The sequence below is a fragment of the Streptomyces sp. NPDC050625 genome (assembly GCF_040654755.1).
In the GTDB taxonomy this organism is placed as follows: domain Bacteria; phylum Actinomycetota; class Actinomycetes; order Streptomycetales; family Streptomycetaceae; genus Streptomyces.
On record NZ_JBFAIQ010000009.1, the window covers coordinates 76609 to 92600 of the forward strand.

Annotated in this window: 17 protein-coding genes; 8 read left to right on the forward strand and 9 right to left on the reverse strand. The window is 71.1% G+C overall.

Annotated elements, in window-relative coordinates; all coding sequences use genetic code 11:
- Positions 1-36: 36 nt before the first annotated feature.
- Positions 37-894 (reverse strand): DMT family transporter, encoded by an 858-nt coding sequence (locus tag AB0I54_RS22160; protein WP_363297795.1) that lies wholly within the window; start codon positions 892-894, stop codon positions 37-39.
- An 84-nt stretch (positions 895-978) separates the two neighbouring features.
- On the opposite strand from AB0I54_RS22160, the gene AB0I54_RS22165 reads away from it, so the two are divergent.
- Complete coding sequence (locus AB0I54_RS22165; protein ID WP_363297796.1) at positions 979-1935, forward strand: helix-turn-helix domain-containing protein; 957 nt, start codon at positions 979-981, stop codon at positions 1933-1935.
- A 137-nt stretch (positions 1936-2072) separates the two neighbouring features.
- The gene (gene gap, locus AB0I54_RS22170) at positions 2073-3071 is read left to right on the forward strand and encodes a type I glyceraldehyde-3-phosphate dehydrogenase (protein WP_363297797.1); all 999 of its coding nucleotides are present in this window, start codon (positions 2073-2075) and stop codon (positions 3069-3071) included.
- A gap of 4 nt (positions 3072-3075) precedes the next feature.
- Here gap and AB0I54_RS22175 read toward each other — a convergent pair whose 3' ends face one another.
- The 7 genes from AB0I54_RS22175 to AB0I54_RS22205 all read right to left on the reverse strand — a co-directional run bounded on the left by AB0I54_RS22175 (position 3076) and on the right by AB0I54_RS22205 (position 10423).
- A complete protein-coding gene (locus tag AB0I54_RS22175) occupies positions 3076-3327 on the reverse strand; it encodes a hypothetical protein (protein WP_363297798.1) in 252 nt (83 codons plus the stop codon).
- The gene (gene amcB / locus AB0I54_RS22180; RefSeq protein WP_363297799.1) at positions 3311-4408 is read right to left on the reverse strand and encodes a cyclophane-forming radical SAM peptide maturase AmcB; all 1098 of its coding nucleotides are present in this window, start codon (positions 4406-4408) and stop codon (positions 3311-3313) included. Before amcB ends, AB0I54_RS22175 begins: the two co-directional genes overlap by 17 nt.
- Positions 4401-6854, reverse strand: coding sequence for a tetratricopeptide repeat protein (locus AB0I54_RS22185; protein ID WP_363297800.1), 2454 nt, complete (start codon positions 6852-6854; stop codon positions 4401-4403). Before AB0I54_RS22185 ends, amcB begins: the two co-directional genes overlap by 8 nt.
- A gap of 78 nt (positions 6855-6932) precedes the next feature.
- The gene (locus tag AB0I54_RS22190; RefSeq protein ID WP_363297970.1) at positions 6933-8108 is read right to left on the reverse strand and encodes a PP2C family protein-serine/threonine phosphatase; all 1176 of its coding nucleotides are present in this window, start codon (positions 8106-8108) and stop codon (positions 6933-6935) included.
- A gap of 94 nt (positions 8109-8202) precedes the next feature.
- Positions 8203-8496, reverse strand: coding sequence for a sulfurtransferase TusA family protein (locus AB0I54_RS22195; RefSeq protein WP_363297801.1), 294 nt, complete (start codon positions 8494-8496; stop codon positions 8203-8205).
- Positions 8493-9749 carry an MFS transporter gene (locus AB0I54_RS22200; protein WP_363297802.1) on the reverse strand — a complete coding sequence of 419 codons (1257 nt, stop codon included), beginning with the start codon at positions 9747-9749 and terminating at the stop codon, positions 8493-8495. The genes AB0I54_RS22195 and AB0I54_RS22200 overlap by 4 nt, the downstream gene beginning before the upstream one ends.
- Positions 9746-10423, reverse strand: coding sequence for a metalloregulator ArsR/SmtB family transcription factor (locus AB0I54_RS22205; protein ID WP_363297803.1), 678 nt, complete (start codon positions 10421-10423; stop codon positions 9746-9748). Before AB0I54_RS22205 ends, AB0I54_RS22200 begins: the two co-directional genes overlap by 4 nt.
- A gap of 88 nt (positions 10424-10511) precedes the next feature.
- On the opposite strand from AB0I54_RS22205, the gene AB0I54_RS22210 reads away from it, so the two are divergent.
- The 5 genes from AB0I54_RS22210 to AB0I54_RS22230 all read left to right on the forward strand — a co-directional run bounded on the left by AB0I54_RS22210 (position 10512) and on the right by AB0I54_RS22230 (position 14630).
- Positions 10512-11891: an MBL fold metallo-hydrolase gene (locus tag AB0I54_RS22210; RefSeq protein WP_363297804.1), complete on the forward strand. Its 1380-nt coding sequence runs from the start codon at positions 10512-10514 to the stop codon at positions 11889-11891.
- Positions 11888-13168 (forward strand): MFS transporter, encoded by a 1281-nt coding sequence (locus tag AB0I54_RS22215; RefSeq protein ID WP_363297805.1) that lies wholly within the window; start codon positions 11888-11890, stop codon positions 13166-13168. The genes AB0I54_RS22210 and AB0I54_RS22215 overlap by 4 nt, the downstream gene beginning before the upstream one ends.
- A gap of 128 nt (positions 13169-13296) precedes the next feature.
- Positions 13297-13560, forward strand: coding sequence for a hypothetical protein (locus AB0I54_RS22220; protein WP_363297971.1), 264 nt, complete (start codon positions 13297-13299; stop codon positions 13558-13560).
- Positions 13561-13719: 159 nt separating this feature from the next.
- Positions 13720-14334 carry a ParA family protein gene (locus tag AB0I54_RS22225; protein ID WP_363297806.1) on the forward strand — a complete coding sequence of 205 codons (615 nt, stop codon included), beginning with the start codon at positions 13720-13722 and terminating at the stop codon, positions 14332-14334.
- Positions 14331-14630 carry a hypothetical protein gene (locus AB0I54_RS22230; protein WP_363297807.1) on the forward strand — a complete coding sequence of 100 codons (300 nt, stop codon included), beginning with the start codon at positions 14331-14333 and terminating at the stop codon, positions 14628-14630. The genes AB0I54_RS22225 and AB0I54_RS22230 overlap by 4 nt, the downstream gene beginning before the upstream one ends.
- 47 nt (positions 14631-14677) lie before the next feature.
- Here AB0I54_RS22230 and AB0I54_RS22235 read toward each other — a convergent pair whose 3' ends face one another.
- A complete protein-coding gene (locus tag AB0I54_RS22235; protein ID WP_363297808.1) occupies positions 14678-15190 on the reverse strand; it encodes a PaaI family thioesterase in 513 nt (170 codons plus the stop codon).
- 93 nt (positions 15191-15283) lie between these two features.
- Here AB0I54_RS22235 and AB0I54_RS22240 point away from each other — a divergent pair, with 93 nt between their 5' ends.
- Positions 15284-15751 carry a helix-turn-helix domain-containing protein gene (locus AB0I54_RS22240; RefSeq protein ID WP_363297809.1) on the forward strand — a complete coding sequence of 156 codons (468 nt, stop codon included), beginning with the start codon at positions 15284-15286 and terminating at the stop codon, positions 15749-15751.
- The last annotated feature ends 241 nt before the right edge of the window (positions 15752-15992 follow it).

Consider the following 15992-nt stretch of genomic DNA (forward strand, 5'->3'; position numbering starts at 1 on the left):
AGTCCGCTGACGAAGAGAAGAACGCCAAATCCAGCACTAGTGAGCGAGCTCGATGAGGTGAGGTACCACTCGGGTGAGCCGGACGACGCCCCACACGATCAGCAGGGCGCCCGCTGCCTCCGGCAGAATCCACCAGCCCGTGCGGATGTGCTCATTGAAGAGGATCACGCCCAGGACGAGGCTCATCGTCGCGTCTCCGATGGTCAGCGCGGGCTGCGAGGCGGCCAGTGAACCGGCTTGCAGGGAGTTCTCCAGGAGCAGGACCGCACAGATGCCGACGAGGGCGAAGCCGTACGTCTGCCAGGTGGCGAGGAACGCGGGGAGACCGGCGTCGGCAAGCCGCCCCGTGGCCGACTTCATGAGTGCGGCGGTCAGGGCGTTGCCGATCGCGGCGGCCGTGGCGAGGGAGGCCGCGCGAAAGAGCGGCGAGCGTGCCGGTCGGGCCAGGACGACGGCCGCCGCCATCGCTCCCAGCAGCAGCGCCAGCACCGGCACCCAGCGCACCATGGCCGCCTGGTTCCGCGTGCCCGCCGGCGCAGCCGCGGCCAGGACCAGGGCCAGTCCGGTCACCACTGCCCCGACCGCCCACCAGCCTTTCGCGGGCAGCCTGCGGTGCATCAGCGGAGCGGCCACCAGCAGGGCGAACGGCAGCTCCAGGATGAAGAGCGGCTGGACCAGGGCCATGGGCCCGTTCACCAGGGCCAGGGCCTGGAACAGGGCGGCGCCCATGACGCCGGCGATACCGATCACCCAGGCAGGGCGCCGTACGAGGGCGGCCAGCAGACGAAAGCCGCCGCCCCGGGACACCGATGAGGCGGCCTTCCGCTGGAACGCCGTTCCCACCGCATTGCTGGCGGCCCCCATCACAGCGCAGACGACAGCGAGCACGATCACACACCCACCATGCCGCGCGCGCCACGCTTCCTCCCACCACCGACCGGCACGCATCGCCTGTGTCGCCCCGCATACCCTGTCCCCGTGCCAGTCTCCCGGCTTCGTCGCGTCGCCGTCCTCGTGCTCGAAGGGGCGAAGCCGCTCGACGTCGGCATTCCCGCGCAGGTGTTCACGACCCGGGCGAGCATGCCGTACGAGGTGCGGGTGTGCGGCGCCGCACCCGGCCTGGTGACCGGCGGTGACGGCCTGTCGTACCACGTCGCCCACGGCCTCGACGCGCTCGCGTGGGCGGACATCGTCTTCATTCCCGGCTACCGGTTTCCGGACCGGGACGATCCGCCACAGGCCGTGGTCGACGCACTGATCGCCGCCCACGACCGGGGCGCGCGGCTCGCCGCCATCTCGACGGGTGCCTTCGCGCTGGCCGCCACGGGTCTGCTCGACGGCAAGCGGGCCACCACGCACTGGCACTACGCGCGGGCACTCGCGGCGAAGCATCCGCTGGTCCGGGTGGACGAGAACGTGCTGTTCGTCGACGAGGGCAGCGTGCTGACGTCGGCCGGCGCCGCCTCGGGCATCGACCTGTGCCTGCACATTCTGCGCGGCGACCGCGGGGTGGCCGCGTCGAACCACGCGGCCCGGCGGCTGGTCGCGGCCCCCTACCGCAGCGGCGGTCAGGCGCAGTATGTGCCGCGCAGCGTGCCCGAGCCGCTGGGCGAGCGGTTCGCCGCCACCCGCGAGTGGGCACTGCACCGGCTGGACGAGCCCCTCACCCTCACGGTGCTCGCCCGGCACGCGGCCGTCTCGCCCCGTACCTTCTCGCGCCGCTTCGCCGAGGACACCGGATACACGCCGATGCAGTGGGTCATGCGCGCCCGCATCGACATGGCCCGTGAGCTGCTGGAGCGCTCTGAGCGCGGCGTCGAGCAGATCGCCACCGATGTCGGACTGGGCACCGGTGCGAATCTGCGGCTGCACTTCCAGCGCATCCTCGGCACCACCCCGAGCGAGTACCGGCGCACCTTCACCCGCGGCGAGTAGCACGGCGAGTGCCGCGGCGAACAGCACGCCGCCGCGTGGCGCCGCGTGGCGCGATCCTTTTGAACCATGGCGATCGCGCCGCTGTCACCGGCAACTGGCGCACACGACGCTGGTGTCGAACCGAAGGGACGCCACTTATGACTCGCATCGCCATCAATGGATTCGGCCGCATCGGACGCAATGTGCTGCGCGCGCTGCTGGAGCGCGACAGCGGCCTGGAGATCGTCGCCGTCAACGACCTCACGGAGCCCGCCACCCTCGCGCGGCTGCTCGCCTACGACACGACGGCCGGCCGGCTCGGCCGCCCGGTGTCCGTCGACGGCAACGTCCTCGTCGTGGACGGCCGTCGTATCACGGTGCTCGCCGAGCGCGAACCGGCGCAGCTGCCGTGGGCCGAACTCGGCGTGGACATCGTGCTGGAGGCGACCGGCCGCTTCACGTCGGCCAAGGCCGCCCGCGCCCACCTCGACGCGGGCGCGAAGAAGGTGCTCGTCAGTGCGCCGTCGGACGGCGCCGATGTCACGCTCGCGTACGGGGTCAACACCGACGCGTACGACCCGGACCTGCACACGATCGTCTCCAACGCCTCGTGCACGACCAACGCGCTCGCGCCGCTGGCCGCGGTGCTCGACGAACTCGCGGGCATCGAGCACGGCTTCATGACGACGGTGCACGCCTACACGCAGGAGCAGAACCTGCAGGACGGTCCGCACCGCGACGCCCGCCGCGCCCGCGCCGCCGCCGTGAACATCGTGCCGACCACGACGGGCGCCGCCAAGGCGATCGGCCTCGTGCTGCCGAACCTCGACGGCAAGCTGTCGGGCGACTCGATCCGTGTGCCGGTTCCGGTGGGCTCGATCGTCGAGCTCAACACGACCGTCGCCCGCGACGTGACGCGCGACGACGTGCTGGCGGCGTACCGCGCCGCGGCGGAGGGGCCGCTCGCCGGCGTCCTGGAGTACTCGGACGACGCCCTCGTCTCCTCCGACATCACGGGCAACCCGGCCTCGTCGATCTTCGACTCGGCCCTCACCCGCGTCGACGGCCGCCATGTCAAGGTGGTCGCCTGGTACGACAACGAGTGGGGTTTCTCGAACCGCGTGATCGACACGCTGGAACTGCTCGCCGCTCGCTGACTGGTCAGGTGCCGGGAGGCGCGTCGGTGACCGCCTCCTCGTCATCTTGTCCTTCTCCTTCGGCAGTGTTGTCCGCGTCGGCCTCAGGAACCGCCTCTGGAGCTTTCGGAGCCTCCTGGGCATCGGCCCGTGGCCGACACGGGCGCCGACGGTAGGAGGAATAGTCCGTCCCGTCGGCCCAATCGGCGATGTCGGCGGAGACCAGGACATCGGCGCGGGCGGGAAGATCCTCGCCGGCCTCAGGCTTGTCGGTCACTGTGGATCAGCCCCTCCATGAGTCGCTTCCTGCTGTTGCGGCAGTACACGGTTTCCGTGACGTCGAATCGGCCGGTCTCGAAGTATTTGTTCGACGGCTGGCCGCCGAGGCAGTAGGCGAAGTGATCGCAGGCACGGCGGCATTCGGCGAAGCCGCGTAGCGCCTCCGCCACCCACGTCGCCTCCGAGGCTCGCCGTACCAGTTCCGCGAGTTCGGTCTCGCCGACGTTCCCCACGCTCAGCGCCCCGAGGCGTGGGGAGTCACACCCTGTCAGGTCCGGACCCAGTACCGTCACCTCGCCGTCCCACCCGATCATCGGCATGGGGTCGTAGGCTGCCGCGGTTCGTTGCGCCAGCTGATCCGTGCGCACCGCGGCCAGATAGCGGACGGCGTGGTCGAACTCCCTTATGCGCAGCCGCCGGTCGTCGTCTCTCCACCCGGCTGCCAGGGCGGCCCAGAAGGCGGTGACACGGTCGTCGTCGACCGTGGCCGCGGTGCGTGTGCCCTTGCGTTCCACGATGTTGATGCCGAGCACCTGGCACCCCAGCTGCGCGAACCAGTCGTACACCTCGATGGCGAGCTGCGGATCCGGCTCCTCGACCACCGCGATGGCCCCGAACGGGATCCGATGTCCGCGCAGCAGGGCGATGCCGCGAAGAGCGGCGTCGAAGCTCTCCCCTCCGCCCCGCGTGAGGCGGGCACGGTTAAGGCGTCGTGGGCCGTCCAGGCTGACCGTCACATTGATCCGGTGCCGGAGGAACAGCTCGCACCAGGCCTCGTCGATGAGCGTGGCGTTGGTCTGCACGGCATGTCCGCCGCGGTGCCGGCGCTCGGTGAAGCGGCCGAGCAGTTCCGTGAATCCCCCGAGACCGAGTGCGAGTGGTTCTCCCCCGTGCCACACCACGCGCACGGGGTGCAGGTCGGACCATGACTCCACCGTTCGCGCCACGGCATCGGCCACGTCCACGGACATGCGTCTGTGCACCGCGCGTTGGGGGAGGTAGCAGTACGAGCAGTCGAGGTTGCACAGTGTCACGGGTTGGAGGTACACGACGGTTGCCGTCCGGGCCAGCTCAACCATGTGCGGCTTCCTGGCTCCGGGGGCCGCGCGCGTCGCGGCCGGCGCCCTCGATGCGTCGCAGCGCGGCCTGCGCCGCGTCCTCCGCGTCGGCCTCCCGGTACAGCCGGACCGCATCCCCCCAGGCACGCAGCGCGTCGTCGGACCGGCCCAGGGCCAGTGCCGCGACGGCATACAGGTCGAGTGACCGGGCTTGCCCATGGGGATCCGAGAAGACATCGCGGTGCAGCGTCAAGGCGCTCCGATGGCACTCGGCGGCTTCCTCGTGGCGCCCCGCCCGGCGGAGGGTCACCCCGAGGTCGTTGAGGATGATCGCCTCACGGTACTGCGCTCGTTGCTCGCGCACGGCCCGCAGTGCCTCGGCATGCTCCACAAGGGCCTGCTGCAGCCTGCCCATGGCGCGGAGGGTCAGTGCGTGGTCGTTCCGGGCGATGGCCGCGCGTTGGTCGTGGCCCACGGCCTGGAAGAGTTCCATGGCGCGGGCATGGTCCAGACGTGACTCGTCCAGGTGCCCGAGTCCCCTCCTCGCACGCCCGAGGTTGTTGGTGGTGACGGCTTCGAGGTACATGTCCCCGATGGACCTGAACAGATCGCGGGCAGGGTTCAGACAGTCAAGTGCCTTGTGGAAATGCCCGGTCTTGAGGTGGACGGTGGCCCGTCCGTTCTGGGCCAGGGCCGCGGTGTACTGCGCTCCCGACTCGTTCAAGAGCCCGTCGGCTTCCTCGAACGCCTCCAGCGCCTGGTCATGGTGGTGGGCTTCTTGGAGCGCGCTGCCCAGGTTGTACCAGGCCCTGCCCTGACCGAGAGGGGAGTCCAGTTCCGCGAACAGCTCCAGGGCGCGCCGGTGCGCCGCCATGGCCTCGTCGAGGAGCCGCAGGTGACGCAGGGCGATGCCGAGGTTGTCGTGGGCCATTCCCTCGTAGTACGGATCCTGCAGCAGGCGTGCGCCGTCCAGCACGTGCCGGTACACGACTGCGGCGTCGGCGAAGTGATTTCGCCAGCCCAGGTAGTGGCACAGGCTCAGGGCGAAGCGCACTCCGGGCTCGGCAAGTGCGGGATCGGCGGCCCACTGGGCGGCGGCGACGAGTCCGACGCGTTCCGTGTCGAGCCACCGCAGTGCCTGTTCCCGGTCGCGGAAGCCTCCGTCCCGAGTGTGCCCGGACATCGGTTTGAGGTAGACGTGGCTGTCGAGGACGCGCTCGTGGTACTGGTCGAGCAGCCGCGCACGTGCTGCCTGCCCCTCGTCTGTGAACTCGGCGTTCTCCCGTGTCTTCGCCATGCCGTAGACGCGTACGAGGTCGTGCATGCGCCAGCGGCCGCGGCTGAGGCCAGGTTCGATCAAGTGGGCCCTGACCAGGGTGTCGAGGGCACGCGGTGCGGGTGTGGAACCGCCGAGTGCCGTGAGGGCTTCCATGCCGACCTCGGGGCCCGGGGCCAGGGCGAGCAGCCGGAACAGGCGCGCGGATCCGTCGTCCAGTCGCCGGTACGACATGTCGAAGGCCGCCCTGATGGCCCGTTCTCCGTCGTCGAGTTGGTCGATGCGGGTCGCCGCGTCGGCGAGTTCGTCCGCGAGTTCGGCCACCGGTTTGCCCGGGTCGTTGACGAGGAGGGCGGCGGCGATGTGCAGCGCGAGGGGCAGGTGTCCGCACAGGGCGCTCAACCGCTGTGCCTCGTTCTCCTCCCGGTCGACACGGGAGTCACGGGGATCCGCCGTGCGCAGAGCCGTGTTCAGGGCCTCCACCGCGACCTGTGCGGGCAGTACGCCGAGATGGAGCAGCTGGGCGCCGAGCTGGGAGAGGGTGTCGCGGGAGGTGACCAGGACCCGGTGCCGCGGATGCCCGGGCAGCAGGGGCCGTACCTGCGACGGGCGCGAGGCGTTGTCCGCGACGATCAGCAGGGCGCCCCGGTCCTCGGCGATCTCCGTCAGGACGGAACGGTACAGACCGGCACGTGCGTCGGCGCTTGCGGGCATGTGCTCGCCCGGGACGCCGAAGGCCGTGAGCAGTTGCTCCAACGCCTCTCCCGGCGTGACGGGAGTCTCGTCGTATCCATGGAGGTCGAGGAAGACGACTCCGGCCGGGAACAGTCCCCGGTCCTTCGCGATGTGCGCGGCCCGTACGGCCAGTGCCGTCTTGCCGACGCCACCGAGTCCGGCGACCGCGGAGATGACCACGGTGCCGTGGCTCGAAGCCGCGGGGTCCAGGCTCTGGAGCAACGCGTGCAATTCGTCGTGGCGCCCGACGAACCCCCGGGCGGCCGCGGGAAGCGACTGCAGAGCGTCGGTGGCCGGTGCCGTGTAGTGGTGGTGCTCCACCTTCTTCGCGACGACGTCTCCGTGGAAGCGGCCGCCGCGGAAGTCGACCAGGTCCGCTCCGACGGTCACGGCGCCGGCGCGTCGGCTCCCCGGATCGGCTCGTTCGCCCACGACCGGTTCCACATCGTCCCGCATGGCTCCATCATGGAGTCCATTGTCCTGCGGGTGTACCCGATGTCTCCAAGTGACCAACGCGCGTTGCCGGTTGACGCCTCAATCCGGCAGCGTACGCGTCTGGAGGGGCACGGCATTTCCGGCGCCGTGAGCGGACCTGCCCATGTGGGTGCCCCGTCGGTGGCGGTGGGTCTCGGGCGTGCGGCAGAGCGCGATGATCGCGGCGTCGTCCTCCAGGCGTCCGCCGACGTGGTCGAGGAGGTCACGGCGGACATGGTGCAGGAGCTCTTCGGGAGCGCTGCCGGCCCACTGCGCGGCCCGTTCCGCGAGCGGGTAGAAGACGCCGTCGGGATCGCGGGCCTCGATGACACCGTCGGTGTACAGCAGGAGGGTGTCCTCGGGCTCGAAGGAGAACACGTCGAGGGTGTACTCGGTGGGTGTCGGCGCGCCGATGCCCAGCGGGGGCGCCGGGTGCACCGGAACGGTGACGGTTCCGGCGGGGCTCAGCAGCAGGGGCGGGGGGTGGCCGCAGCTGAGGATCCGCGTGAGACGGTCCTCGTCCGGCATCTCCACCAGCAGCACGGTGGCGAACCGCTCCCCCGTCTCCTCCTCGGGCACGAGGTCGGGCAGGTTCCGGGCCACGCTGCGTTCCAGCGCGGCGGCCAGTTCGGGCAGCGAGGTGTGCTCGTGGGCGGCCTCACGGAAGGCCCCGATGATGAGGGCGGCCTCGCCGATGGCGGACAGGCCCTTGCCCCGTACGTCGCCGATCACGACCCGTACGCCGGTGTCGGTCGCGGTCGCGGCGTACAGATCACCGCCGATCTGGGCCTCGTCCTCGGCGGCCAGGTACAGGCAGGCGATCGTCAGCGGACCGATCCGCTCGGGCAGCGGCCACAGCAGGACGTGCTGCGCGGCCTCGGCGACGGCGCGCACCTGTGCCAGTTGGCGCAGTCGTCGCTCACGTACGACGCAGTAGAACACCGTCAGCGCCGACAGCACCGCCAGGGCGAGGATCTGCACCAGGACGTTGCGTGAGAACAGCACGCCGAAGTGCCAGCCGATGTACGCCTGCGCCGTCACGGCCAGGAACCCGATGAGCCCGGTCACCCAGGGACCCGCGAAGGAAACGGTGATCGCGGGGGCGATGACCAGGAGCGGGCCGAGATGGATGTCGGCCGGGACCAGCTGGTCCACCATCGTGATCACCAGGATGAGGGCGATCGGGATCAGCAGCAGCGCATGACTCGACTGCCACGGCTGCCGCAGGCCGGCCATGCCTTGCCGGACATCCACATCTTCCAGATTGCACCGTCCCGGGCAGGGCCGCCCGCGGGGTGCTGTCGGCCGGCATCGCGCGGCTCGGCGCAGGTCAGTGGCCAGCTGTGTGCCAGGGGGCGTCGGGGCGGGTGAGGCGTGCGCCGGCGGCCAGCCGGAGGGCGTACACCGGGTGGTCGCCCGGGACGGGGCCGAGGTAGTCGTGGCCGGTCATATGGCACCAGGCGGGCAGGTCGAGGGGGGCGGCCGGGTCGGTGGCGATGACGTGTACGACGGTGCCGGGCGGTGCGCCGTCGATGGCGGCGCGGAGCTTGAGCAGCAGGGTGACGCAGAGCAGGCCGGTGCCGTCGACGGTGAGGTCGGGTGCGGGGGCGGGGTGGAGGGTCATCGGCTGCTCGCGGAGGCGGCGATGGCGGGCAGGACGGCCAGGGCGAGGATGCCGCCGGTGAGGGCGAGGACCGGGTAGCTCGCGGCGTCGACGACGATGCCGGAGGCGAGGCCGCCGGTGGTGCCGGCGATGGCGATCGAGACATCGACCAGGCCCTGCGTCCTGGCGCGGGCGGCGAGGGGCACGGCGTCGGTGATGATCGCGGTGCCGGAGATCAGTCCGAGGTTCCAGCCGATTCCGAGCAGGGCAAGCGCGAGGGCCAGCAGCGCGACGGAGTCCCCGGGCGCGGCGGCGGCAAGGATGCCGGCGGCGAGGAGCGTGATGCCGGATCCGGCGGCGACCGGGATGCGGCCATGGCGGTCGACGAGCCGTCCGGTGAGCGGTGAGGGGAGGTACATCGCACCGACGTGGATGGCGATGACGAGTCCGGAGGCGGCGGTGCCGTGTCCGTGGTCGTGCATATGGACGGGCGTCATCGTCATGATCGCGACCATCACCACCTGGCTCAGGACCATGATCAGTGCGCCCAGTACGACTCCGGGGCGGCGCCGTTCGGCCGTCGACGCGGCTCGCTGTGTCCTGTCGGTCGCCGTGGCCCGTTGCCGGTCGAGGGTGCGGGCGAGCAGGAGGGGGTCGGGGCGCAGCCAAACGGCCAGGACGAGGGCTGCCAGCGCATAGGCGGCGCCTGCCAGCAGGAAGGGTCCGGCCAGGCGGGGAATGCCGAGGACGTGTGCGAGGTCGCCGGTGGGTGAGGCGAGGTTGGGGCCGACGACGCCCCCGAGCGTGGTCGCGACCAGGACGGTGGAGACGGCACGGGCGCGGTGGGCGGGGTCGGCGAGGTCCGCTCCGGCGTAGCGGGCCTGGAGGTTGGTGGCGGTGCCGGCGCCGTAGACGAACAGGGCGAGGAACAGCAGAGCGGAGTTGTCGAGGACGGCGGCGGTGATGACGCCGGCGCTGCCGATGGCTCCGGTGAGGTATCCGGTGGCCAGGCCGGGGCGGCGGCCGCGGGCCTGGGAGATACGGCCGACGGCGACGGCGGCGAGCGCGGACCCGGCGGTGAACAGGGCACTGGGCAGCCCGGCAAGGCTGGTGGTCCCGAGCATGTCCTGCGCCAGCAGGGCACCGACGGTGACACCGGCGGCGAGCCCGGCACCGCTGAGCATCTGAGTGGCGACCAGCACGCGCAGGATGCGCCGCTGGGCTGGAACGACATCCGATATGGAGGAGGGGCCGGCCGATTGCGTACTCGTCATGCCAAGTCCGTCGCCTCGACGGGCAGTTCGGCCAGACGCCACTCCAGCATGCCGTCGTTCAGGCGGATCGCCCGCCGTCCGTGGTCGGTCAGCAGCCGTACCGCGTCGTAGGCGAGTACGCAGTACTCGCCCCGGCAGTACACGACGATGTCGGTGTCCTCGGGCAGCTCGTTGATCCGGTCGGCCAGTTCGTCGACCGGGATGGAGCGTGCGCCGGGGATGTGTCCGGCCCGGTACTCCTCCATCGGCCGCACGTCGAGCACCAGTACGTCTCCGGCGGCCGCGCGGGCGCGCAGCTCTTCGTGGGTGACCTCGGCCGCGCCGTCCTCGCCGAGGTAGGCGTCCCGGGCGCCGGACACGGTGGCCTGGTGGCGTTCGGCGACCTTGCGCAGCAGCGCGAACAGCTGGGCGACGTCGTCGCCCGCGAGCCGGTAGTGGATGCGGACGCCCTCGCGGCGGGTGGCGACGAACCCGGCCTGCTTGAGCGTCTGCAGATGTGCCGAGGCCGTCGTCAGATTAAGTCCCGCCGCCTTGGCGAGAGCGTCGACCGTGCGCTCGCCCTGGGCGAGCAGGTCTAGCAGTTCCAGGCGCTTTCCGCTGGCCAGCGCCTTGCCGCTGGCTGCGAACGCGTCGTACAGCTGCGCCTTCGTACCGGTCGGGTTGCTTCCCGCCATGGCATCCTCCATAAATCCATGGAATAGTGTAGATGAAAGAGGGTGCTGTGACCACACGCCGCCTCGCATCCGAACCGTGGAGGACCTGATGGGGTTTGCCGACGACCACCTCATACCCCTGGTCGACGCCGGACTCGGCAACAGCGCCTACCTCGTCGACCTCGGAGACGGGCGCGCCCTGGCCGTGGACGCCGCCCGTGACCTGCGCGCCCTGCGGAGGGCCGCGGACCGGCGCGGCCTGACCGTCGCGTTCGCGGCCGACACGCATCTGCACGCGGACTTCCTCTCCGGCGCGGTCCAGCTGGCCCACGACGACGGCGCGCGCGTGCTGGCGTCCGCCGCCGGCCGGCGGGTCTTCCCCCACACGCCGCTGGGCGACGGCGACGAGACGGACCTCGGCGGCCTGACCCTGCGCGCCCTGGCCACGCCCGGCCACACCGACGAGCACCTGTCGTTCCTGCTGCTGGACGGTGACCACGAACTGGGGGTGTTCACCGGCGGCTCGATGATCGTGGACTCCGCCGCCCGCACCGACCTCCTCGGAGCCGACCGCACCGAGGAACTGGCCCGCGCCCAGTACCGCTCACTGCGGCGGCTGGCCGCACTGCCGGACGCGACCCGGGTGTGGCCCACCCACGGAGCCGGCTCCTTCTGCTCGGCGCCGCCGGGCAACGAGCGCACCTCCACCATCGGCGCGCAGAAGCGGAGCAACCCGCTCCTGACCGCCCCGGACGAGGACACCTTCGTACGACGGCTGCTGAGCGGTCTGGGCAGCTACCCGGCGTACTTCGACCGGCTCGCCGAGGCCAACCGCAAGGGCCCGGGCATCCTGACCGGCACTCCGGCGCTGCCCGACCTGACCGCCGGGCAGGTGGCCGACCTGCTCGCGCAGGGCGGTCAGGTGGTCGACGTCCGGCCGGCCGCGGACTTCGCCGCCGGACACATCCCCGGTGCGCTCTCGATCCCGCTGCGCGACCAGTTCGCCACCTGGCTGGGCTGGCTGCTGCCCGAGGCCGTCCCGCTCGCGTTCGTCACCGCCGAGGAACAGGAGCCGGCCGAGGTCGTCTGGCAGGCGTACAAGATCGGCTACGAGAGGTTGTCCGGACGCCTTGCCGGGGGCATGCGGGCCTGGCTCGCGGCCGGCAACCCGCAGGCCACCACCGCGTTCATCACGGCCGACCGCACCGCGGACCGGCCCTATGTCGATGTCCGTCAGAGCTCCGAGTTCTCGGCCGGGCATGTCCCGGGCGCCGTGCACATCGAGCTCGCGAGCCTCTGCGCCCGCGCCGTCGACGCCCCCGAGGGCGCGGTCGTGGCCTGCGGCCACGGCGAGCGGGCCATGACCGCCGCAAGTCTGCTGGAACGCGCGGGCCACTTTGACGTGGCGGTCCTCGACGGCGGGCCCGCCGACTACGCCGCCGCCCATGGTCAGCGGCTCACCGAGGGCAAGGAGGGCGTTCAGTCGTGAGCACCTCCCACCACCCGGCCCCCACGACCACTCCCGACCCGCCGATCCGGCTGGGCCTGCGGGAGAACTGGCCGCAGTTCACCCTGCTCGTCGTCGTCAACGTCTGCGTCGGCGGCCTGGTCGGCCTGGAACGCACCACGGTCCCGCTGATCGGCGCCGAAGTCTTCCATCTGACCAGCGACCTGGCCGTCTTCTCCTTCATCATCGCCTTCGGTGTCACCAAGGCGCTGACCAACCTCGCCGCCGGGGCGCTGACCGCCCGCTTCCGCCGCAAACAGCTCCTGGTTACCGGCTGGCTGATCGGTGTGCCCGTGCCCTTCGCGCTCGCCTGGGCGCCGTCCTGGGGCTGGATCGTCGCCGCGAACGTCCTGCTCGGCATCAACCAGGGTCTGACCTGGTCGATGACCGTCAACATGAAGATCGACCTCGTCGGTCCCGCACGGCGCGGACTGGCCACCGGCGCCAACGAGGCCGCCGGCTACACCGCCGTCGGGGTCACCGCACTGCTCACCGGCTACCTCGCCACCGCCTATGGCCTGCGCCCCGCCCCCGAACTCATCGGCGTCGTCTTCGTCGCCGCCGGGCTCGGTCTGTCCGTGATCGTCCGTGACACCGCCGCGCACGTCGCCCTCGAACTCGCCCAGCACGCCAAGCCCCTGCCGACCGGTGAGGACACCACACTGGCCGCCGTCTTCGCCCGCACCTCCTGGCGCAACCGCTCCCTGCGCGGCGCCAGCCAGGCCGGCCTGGTCAACAATCTGAACGACGGTCTGACCTGGGGCGTCTTCCCGCTGCTCTTCACCGAACACGGCCTCGGCTTCGCCGCCATCGGTCTGATCAAGGGCCTCTACCCCATCCTGTGGGGCATCGGCCAGATCCCCACCGGCCACCTCGCCGACCGCATCGGCCGCAAGCCCCTCATCGTCACGGGCATGCTCGTCCAGGCCGGCGGATTCGTCCTCGCCCTGGCACTGCTCGACCGGCCACTGCTGGCCGGTGTCCTGTCCGCCGCCGCCCTCGGTCTGGGCACCGCCATGGTCTACCCGGCCCTGATCGCCGCGGTCTCCGACCATGCCCACCCCGCCTGGCGTGCCAACGCACTCGGGACCTACCGCTTCTGGCGCGACATCGGCTACGCCGTCGGCGCCCTGGTGGCCGGCCTCCTCGCGGACGCCTTCGGGCTCAACGCGACCGTCATCGCCGCCGCTGTCCTCACCGCGGGTTCCGGGCTGCTCGCCGCCCGCTGGATCAGCGAACACCGGCCCGGCACGCACTGATCCGGCCCCCGGCGGGCGCAGGGGTGCCGAGTGGTCCGGGGCGGGGCCGAACGGCCCTTGGCAGTGTCCCCGGGGTGGCCGCACAGTAGAACTCAGAAGAAGCCTCCCGAAGGAGGTGACCTGCAGTGATGTACTGGGACGGCGGTAGTGGCTGGGCCTGGATGGCCTTCATGCCGCTGCTGTGGATCGCACTGATCGGGCTGGTGGTGTGGGCGGTTGCCCGCCTCACCCAGCACCCCACGTCCCGCCGGGACGACACGGACCGGTGGCCGGCACCGAGGGAGACACCGGAGGATGTCCTCGACCACCGCTTCGCCGCCGGCGAGATCGACCCCGAAACCTACGCCGAGATGCGCAAGCAACTGGCGGCTCACCGGCCGCGGCCCAGGTGACCGGGGGCCGCGTGTCCGACGGCTGCCGCTGACCGGTAGTCCATTCGACTGAGTCACCGGCGCCCCAGGGTGAACGGGGCGTCGCGGTGCCTCGCGCCGACAGCGGCCCGCCGCCCGTGGCCGTTAGCGTCCACCCTTGTGTTGTTCAGCTATGCCTTTGTGAACCTGAAACCGGGTGTGGGAAAGACGACCAGCGCGGTCTGGCTGGCCCACGCACTGCACGAGTCGGGCATGCCACCACTGCTGGTGGACAGTGACCCGGCCTCGTCCGCGCTGCGCTGGAGCGAATTGGCGGGCGGGTTTCCGTTTCCGGTGATCGCCCTTCCGGTGGGTGATGTGCACCGGCGCGTGAACGACTTCCTCGGCAACCGGCAGGCCGTGGTGTTCGACGCCCCGCAGATGGAGGACCACGCCCACATCACCCGGAGCATCATGAGGTACGCGAGTGAGTGGATCGTGCCGGTGACCCCGGCCCCCATCGAGCTGGATCGCATGGCACCCATCGGCGGCGAGATGGGCGACATGCAGTCCTTGCGCGCCCAGCCGGCCCGCGCCGCCGTCCTGCTGAACCGCACCAACCGTCCGGACGCCACCCGCACCGGTCCCGACGCCGACGCCCGCGAGGCACTCACCGAGCGTGGCTTCGACGTGTTGTCCACCCACATTCCGCGGCTCGACCTGTACGCCCAGTCGTTCGGCAGCCCGATCCAGGTCAAGGGCTCGGCCTACATGGAACTCGCGGACGAGCTCATCAAGCGTCAGGACAAGGCGTGAACCAGCGCAAGGACACCTACCGAGCCGCGCTGCAGCGCGGACCCTACCCAGCCGCATCCCGACCCGCCAAAGTCACCCACCTGCACACCCGTTACGTCAGGGTGACCATCGAACTCGACCCCAAGTTGCCGGGCGATCTGAGCCGTTGGGTGGGGACACCGGTGTCCGCGCTCGCGCACGCCGGCGAGTCCGTGCTGCGGCCCGTGACGAGTTGGTGCGTGGCAGCCGGTACGACGGCGACCGTGGAGGCGTCGTCATTGGTGGCCGGGATCGCCCGGCTCTGGCGATCCCGCTGAACCCGGGCTCGAAGGCCGCACGCCCTAAGGCTCGAAGGCCGCACGCCCTAAGGGGTGTCGCCGGCCTCCGCGGCAGGCACCGGGAGCAGCATGCAGCTGCTGGTGGCGTGGGCCAGCAGGCGGTCCTTCGCGTCGACCAGCCTGGCCTCGGCGAGCGCGGTCTGACGGCCCCGGTTCACCACCGTGCCGATGGCCCGCACCCGGCCCGTGTCCACCGTGATCCGCCTCAGGAACTTCACCGTCAGGTCGAGCGAGGTGTAGCCCATGCCCGGCGGAAGCGTCGAGTGGACGGCGCAGCCCGCCGCCGAGTCGAGGAGGGTGGCGTAGACGCCGCCGTGCACGCTGCCGATCGGGTTGTAGTGCTCCTCGCCCGGCAGCAGGGAGAAGACCACCCGGCCCTCGTCCGCCTCGTCCAGCGTGAAGTCCACGGTGGCCAGGATGGGCGGCCCGGGAAGCCGGCCGGTCTGCATCTCACGCAGGAAGTCCAGGCCGGAGGTACGTCCGACGGCGGCCGCCGTGACCGCGGGGTCTTCCCATTCGTACGTCCGTGTACGTCCCATGTCTTCGGCGCCTCCCAGCTGACTTCGTCGATCGAAGCTAGCTGTCCGGTCAGCTGACTGTCAATGCCGAAGTCAGACCTCTACCATGGCTGGATGGAGTGGCTTGAGGTCAGTACCGAGAACTGCACCGTCCAGCGGACGCTCGACGTGGTCGGGGAGAAGTGGACACTGCTGATCGTGCGCGACGCCGCCAACGGCGTACGACGGTTCGACGACTTCCGGCGCCACATCGGTCTGTCGGAAGCGGTCCTGAGCGACCGGCTCAGGAAGCTGACCGCGGCCGGCATCCTCAGCGCCGTTCCCTACCGGGAGCCGGGCAGCCGCTCCCGCAACGAGTACCGGCTGACCCGCAAGGGGTGGGACCTCTGGCCCGTCCTCGTCGCCCTGCGCCAGTGGGGCGAGACATACGCCCCCGATCCCCAGGGTCCCGTGCTGGACCTGCGGCACACCGAGTGCGGGGCACCGGTGCGGGTGGTCGTCGAGTGCACCGACGACCATGCCGCCCTGACTCCGAAGGACGTCACCGCACGCCCGGGACCCGGCGCCCGGCGCCTGGCCTGACGACGTACGCCATCCGCACGGGCCCGGACGGGCACGGCTCAAGTCTCGGCGCGGACGCCCACGCGATATTCTGGGGTACGCCACCCGTCCGGAGCAGGTGACCCGGATCGCACTGCTCATGACCAGGTCCAGGCCGTGATCGTCGCCCACGACACCGGACTCGTACGACCCGCATGAGGCACCCCCCACCCCTCGCATACGAGCCGTACGAGCCGTACGCGCCATGCGTGGGGGCCGGTCG

Coding starts and splice junctions, on each gene's coding strand:
- gap (WP_363297797.1), top strand. CDS start 2,073: ATGACTCGCATCGCCATCAATGGATTCGGCCGCATCGGACGCAATGTG.
- amcB (WP_363297799.1), bottom strand. CDS start 4,408: ATGGTTGAGCTGGCCCGGACGGCAACCGTCGTGTACCTCCAACCCGTG.
- AB0I54_RS22185 (WP_363297800.1), bottom strand. CDS start 6,854: ATGCGGGACGATGTGGAACCGGTCGTGGGCGAACGAGCCGATCCGGGG.
- AB0I54_RS22190 (WP_363297970.1), bottom strand. CDS start 8,108: ATGGCCGGCCTGCGGCAGCCGTGGCAGTCGAGTCATGCGCTGCTGCTG.
- AB0I54_RS22195 (WP_363297801.1), bottom strand. CDS start 8,496: ATGACCCTCCACCCCGCCCCCGCACCCGACCTCACCGTCGACGGCACC.
- AB0I54_RS22200 (WP_363297802.1), bottom strand. CDS start 9,749: ATGACGAGTACGCAATCGGCCGGCCCCTCCTCCATATCGGATGTCGTT.
- AB0I54_RS22205 (WP_363297803.1), bottom strand. CDS start 10,423: ATGGCGGGAAGCAACCCGACCGGTACGAAGGCGCAGCTGTACGACGCG.
- AB0I54_RS22210 (WP_363297804.1), top strand. CDS start 10,512: ATGGGGTTTGCCGACGACCACCTCATACCCCTGGTCGACGCCGGACTC.
- AB0I54_RS22220 (WP_363297971.1), top strand. CDS start 13,297: ATGTACTGGGACGGCGGTAGTGGCTGGGCCTGGATGGCCTTCATGCCG.
- AB0I54_RS22235 (WP_363297808.1), bottom strand. CDS start 15,190: ATGGGACGTACACGGACGTACGAATGGGAAGACCCCGCGGTCACGGCG.
- AB0I54_RS22240 (WP_363297809.1), top strand. CDS start 15,284: ATGGAGTGGCTTGAGGTCAGTACCGAGAACTGCACCGTCCAGCGGACG.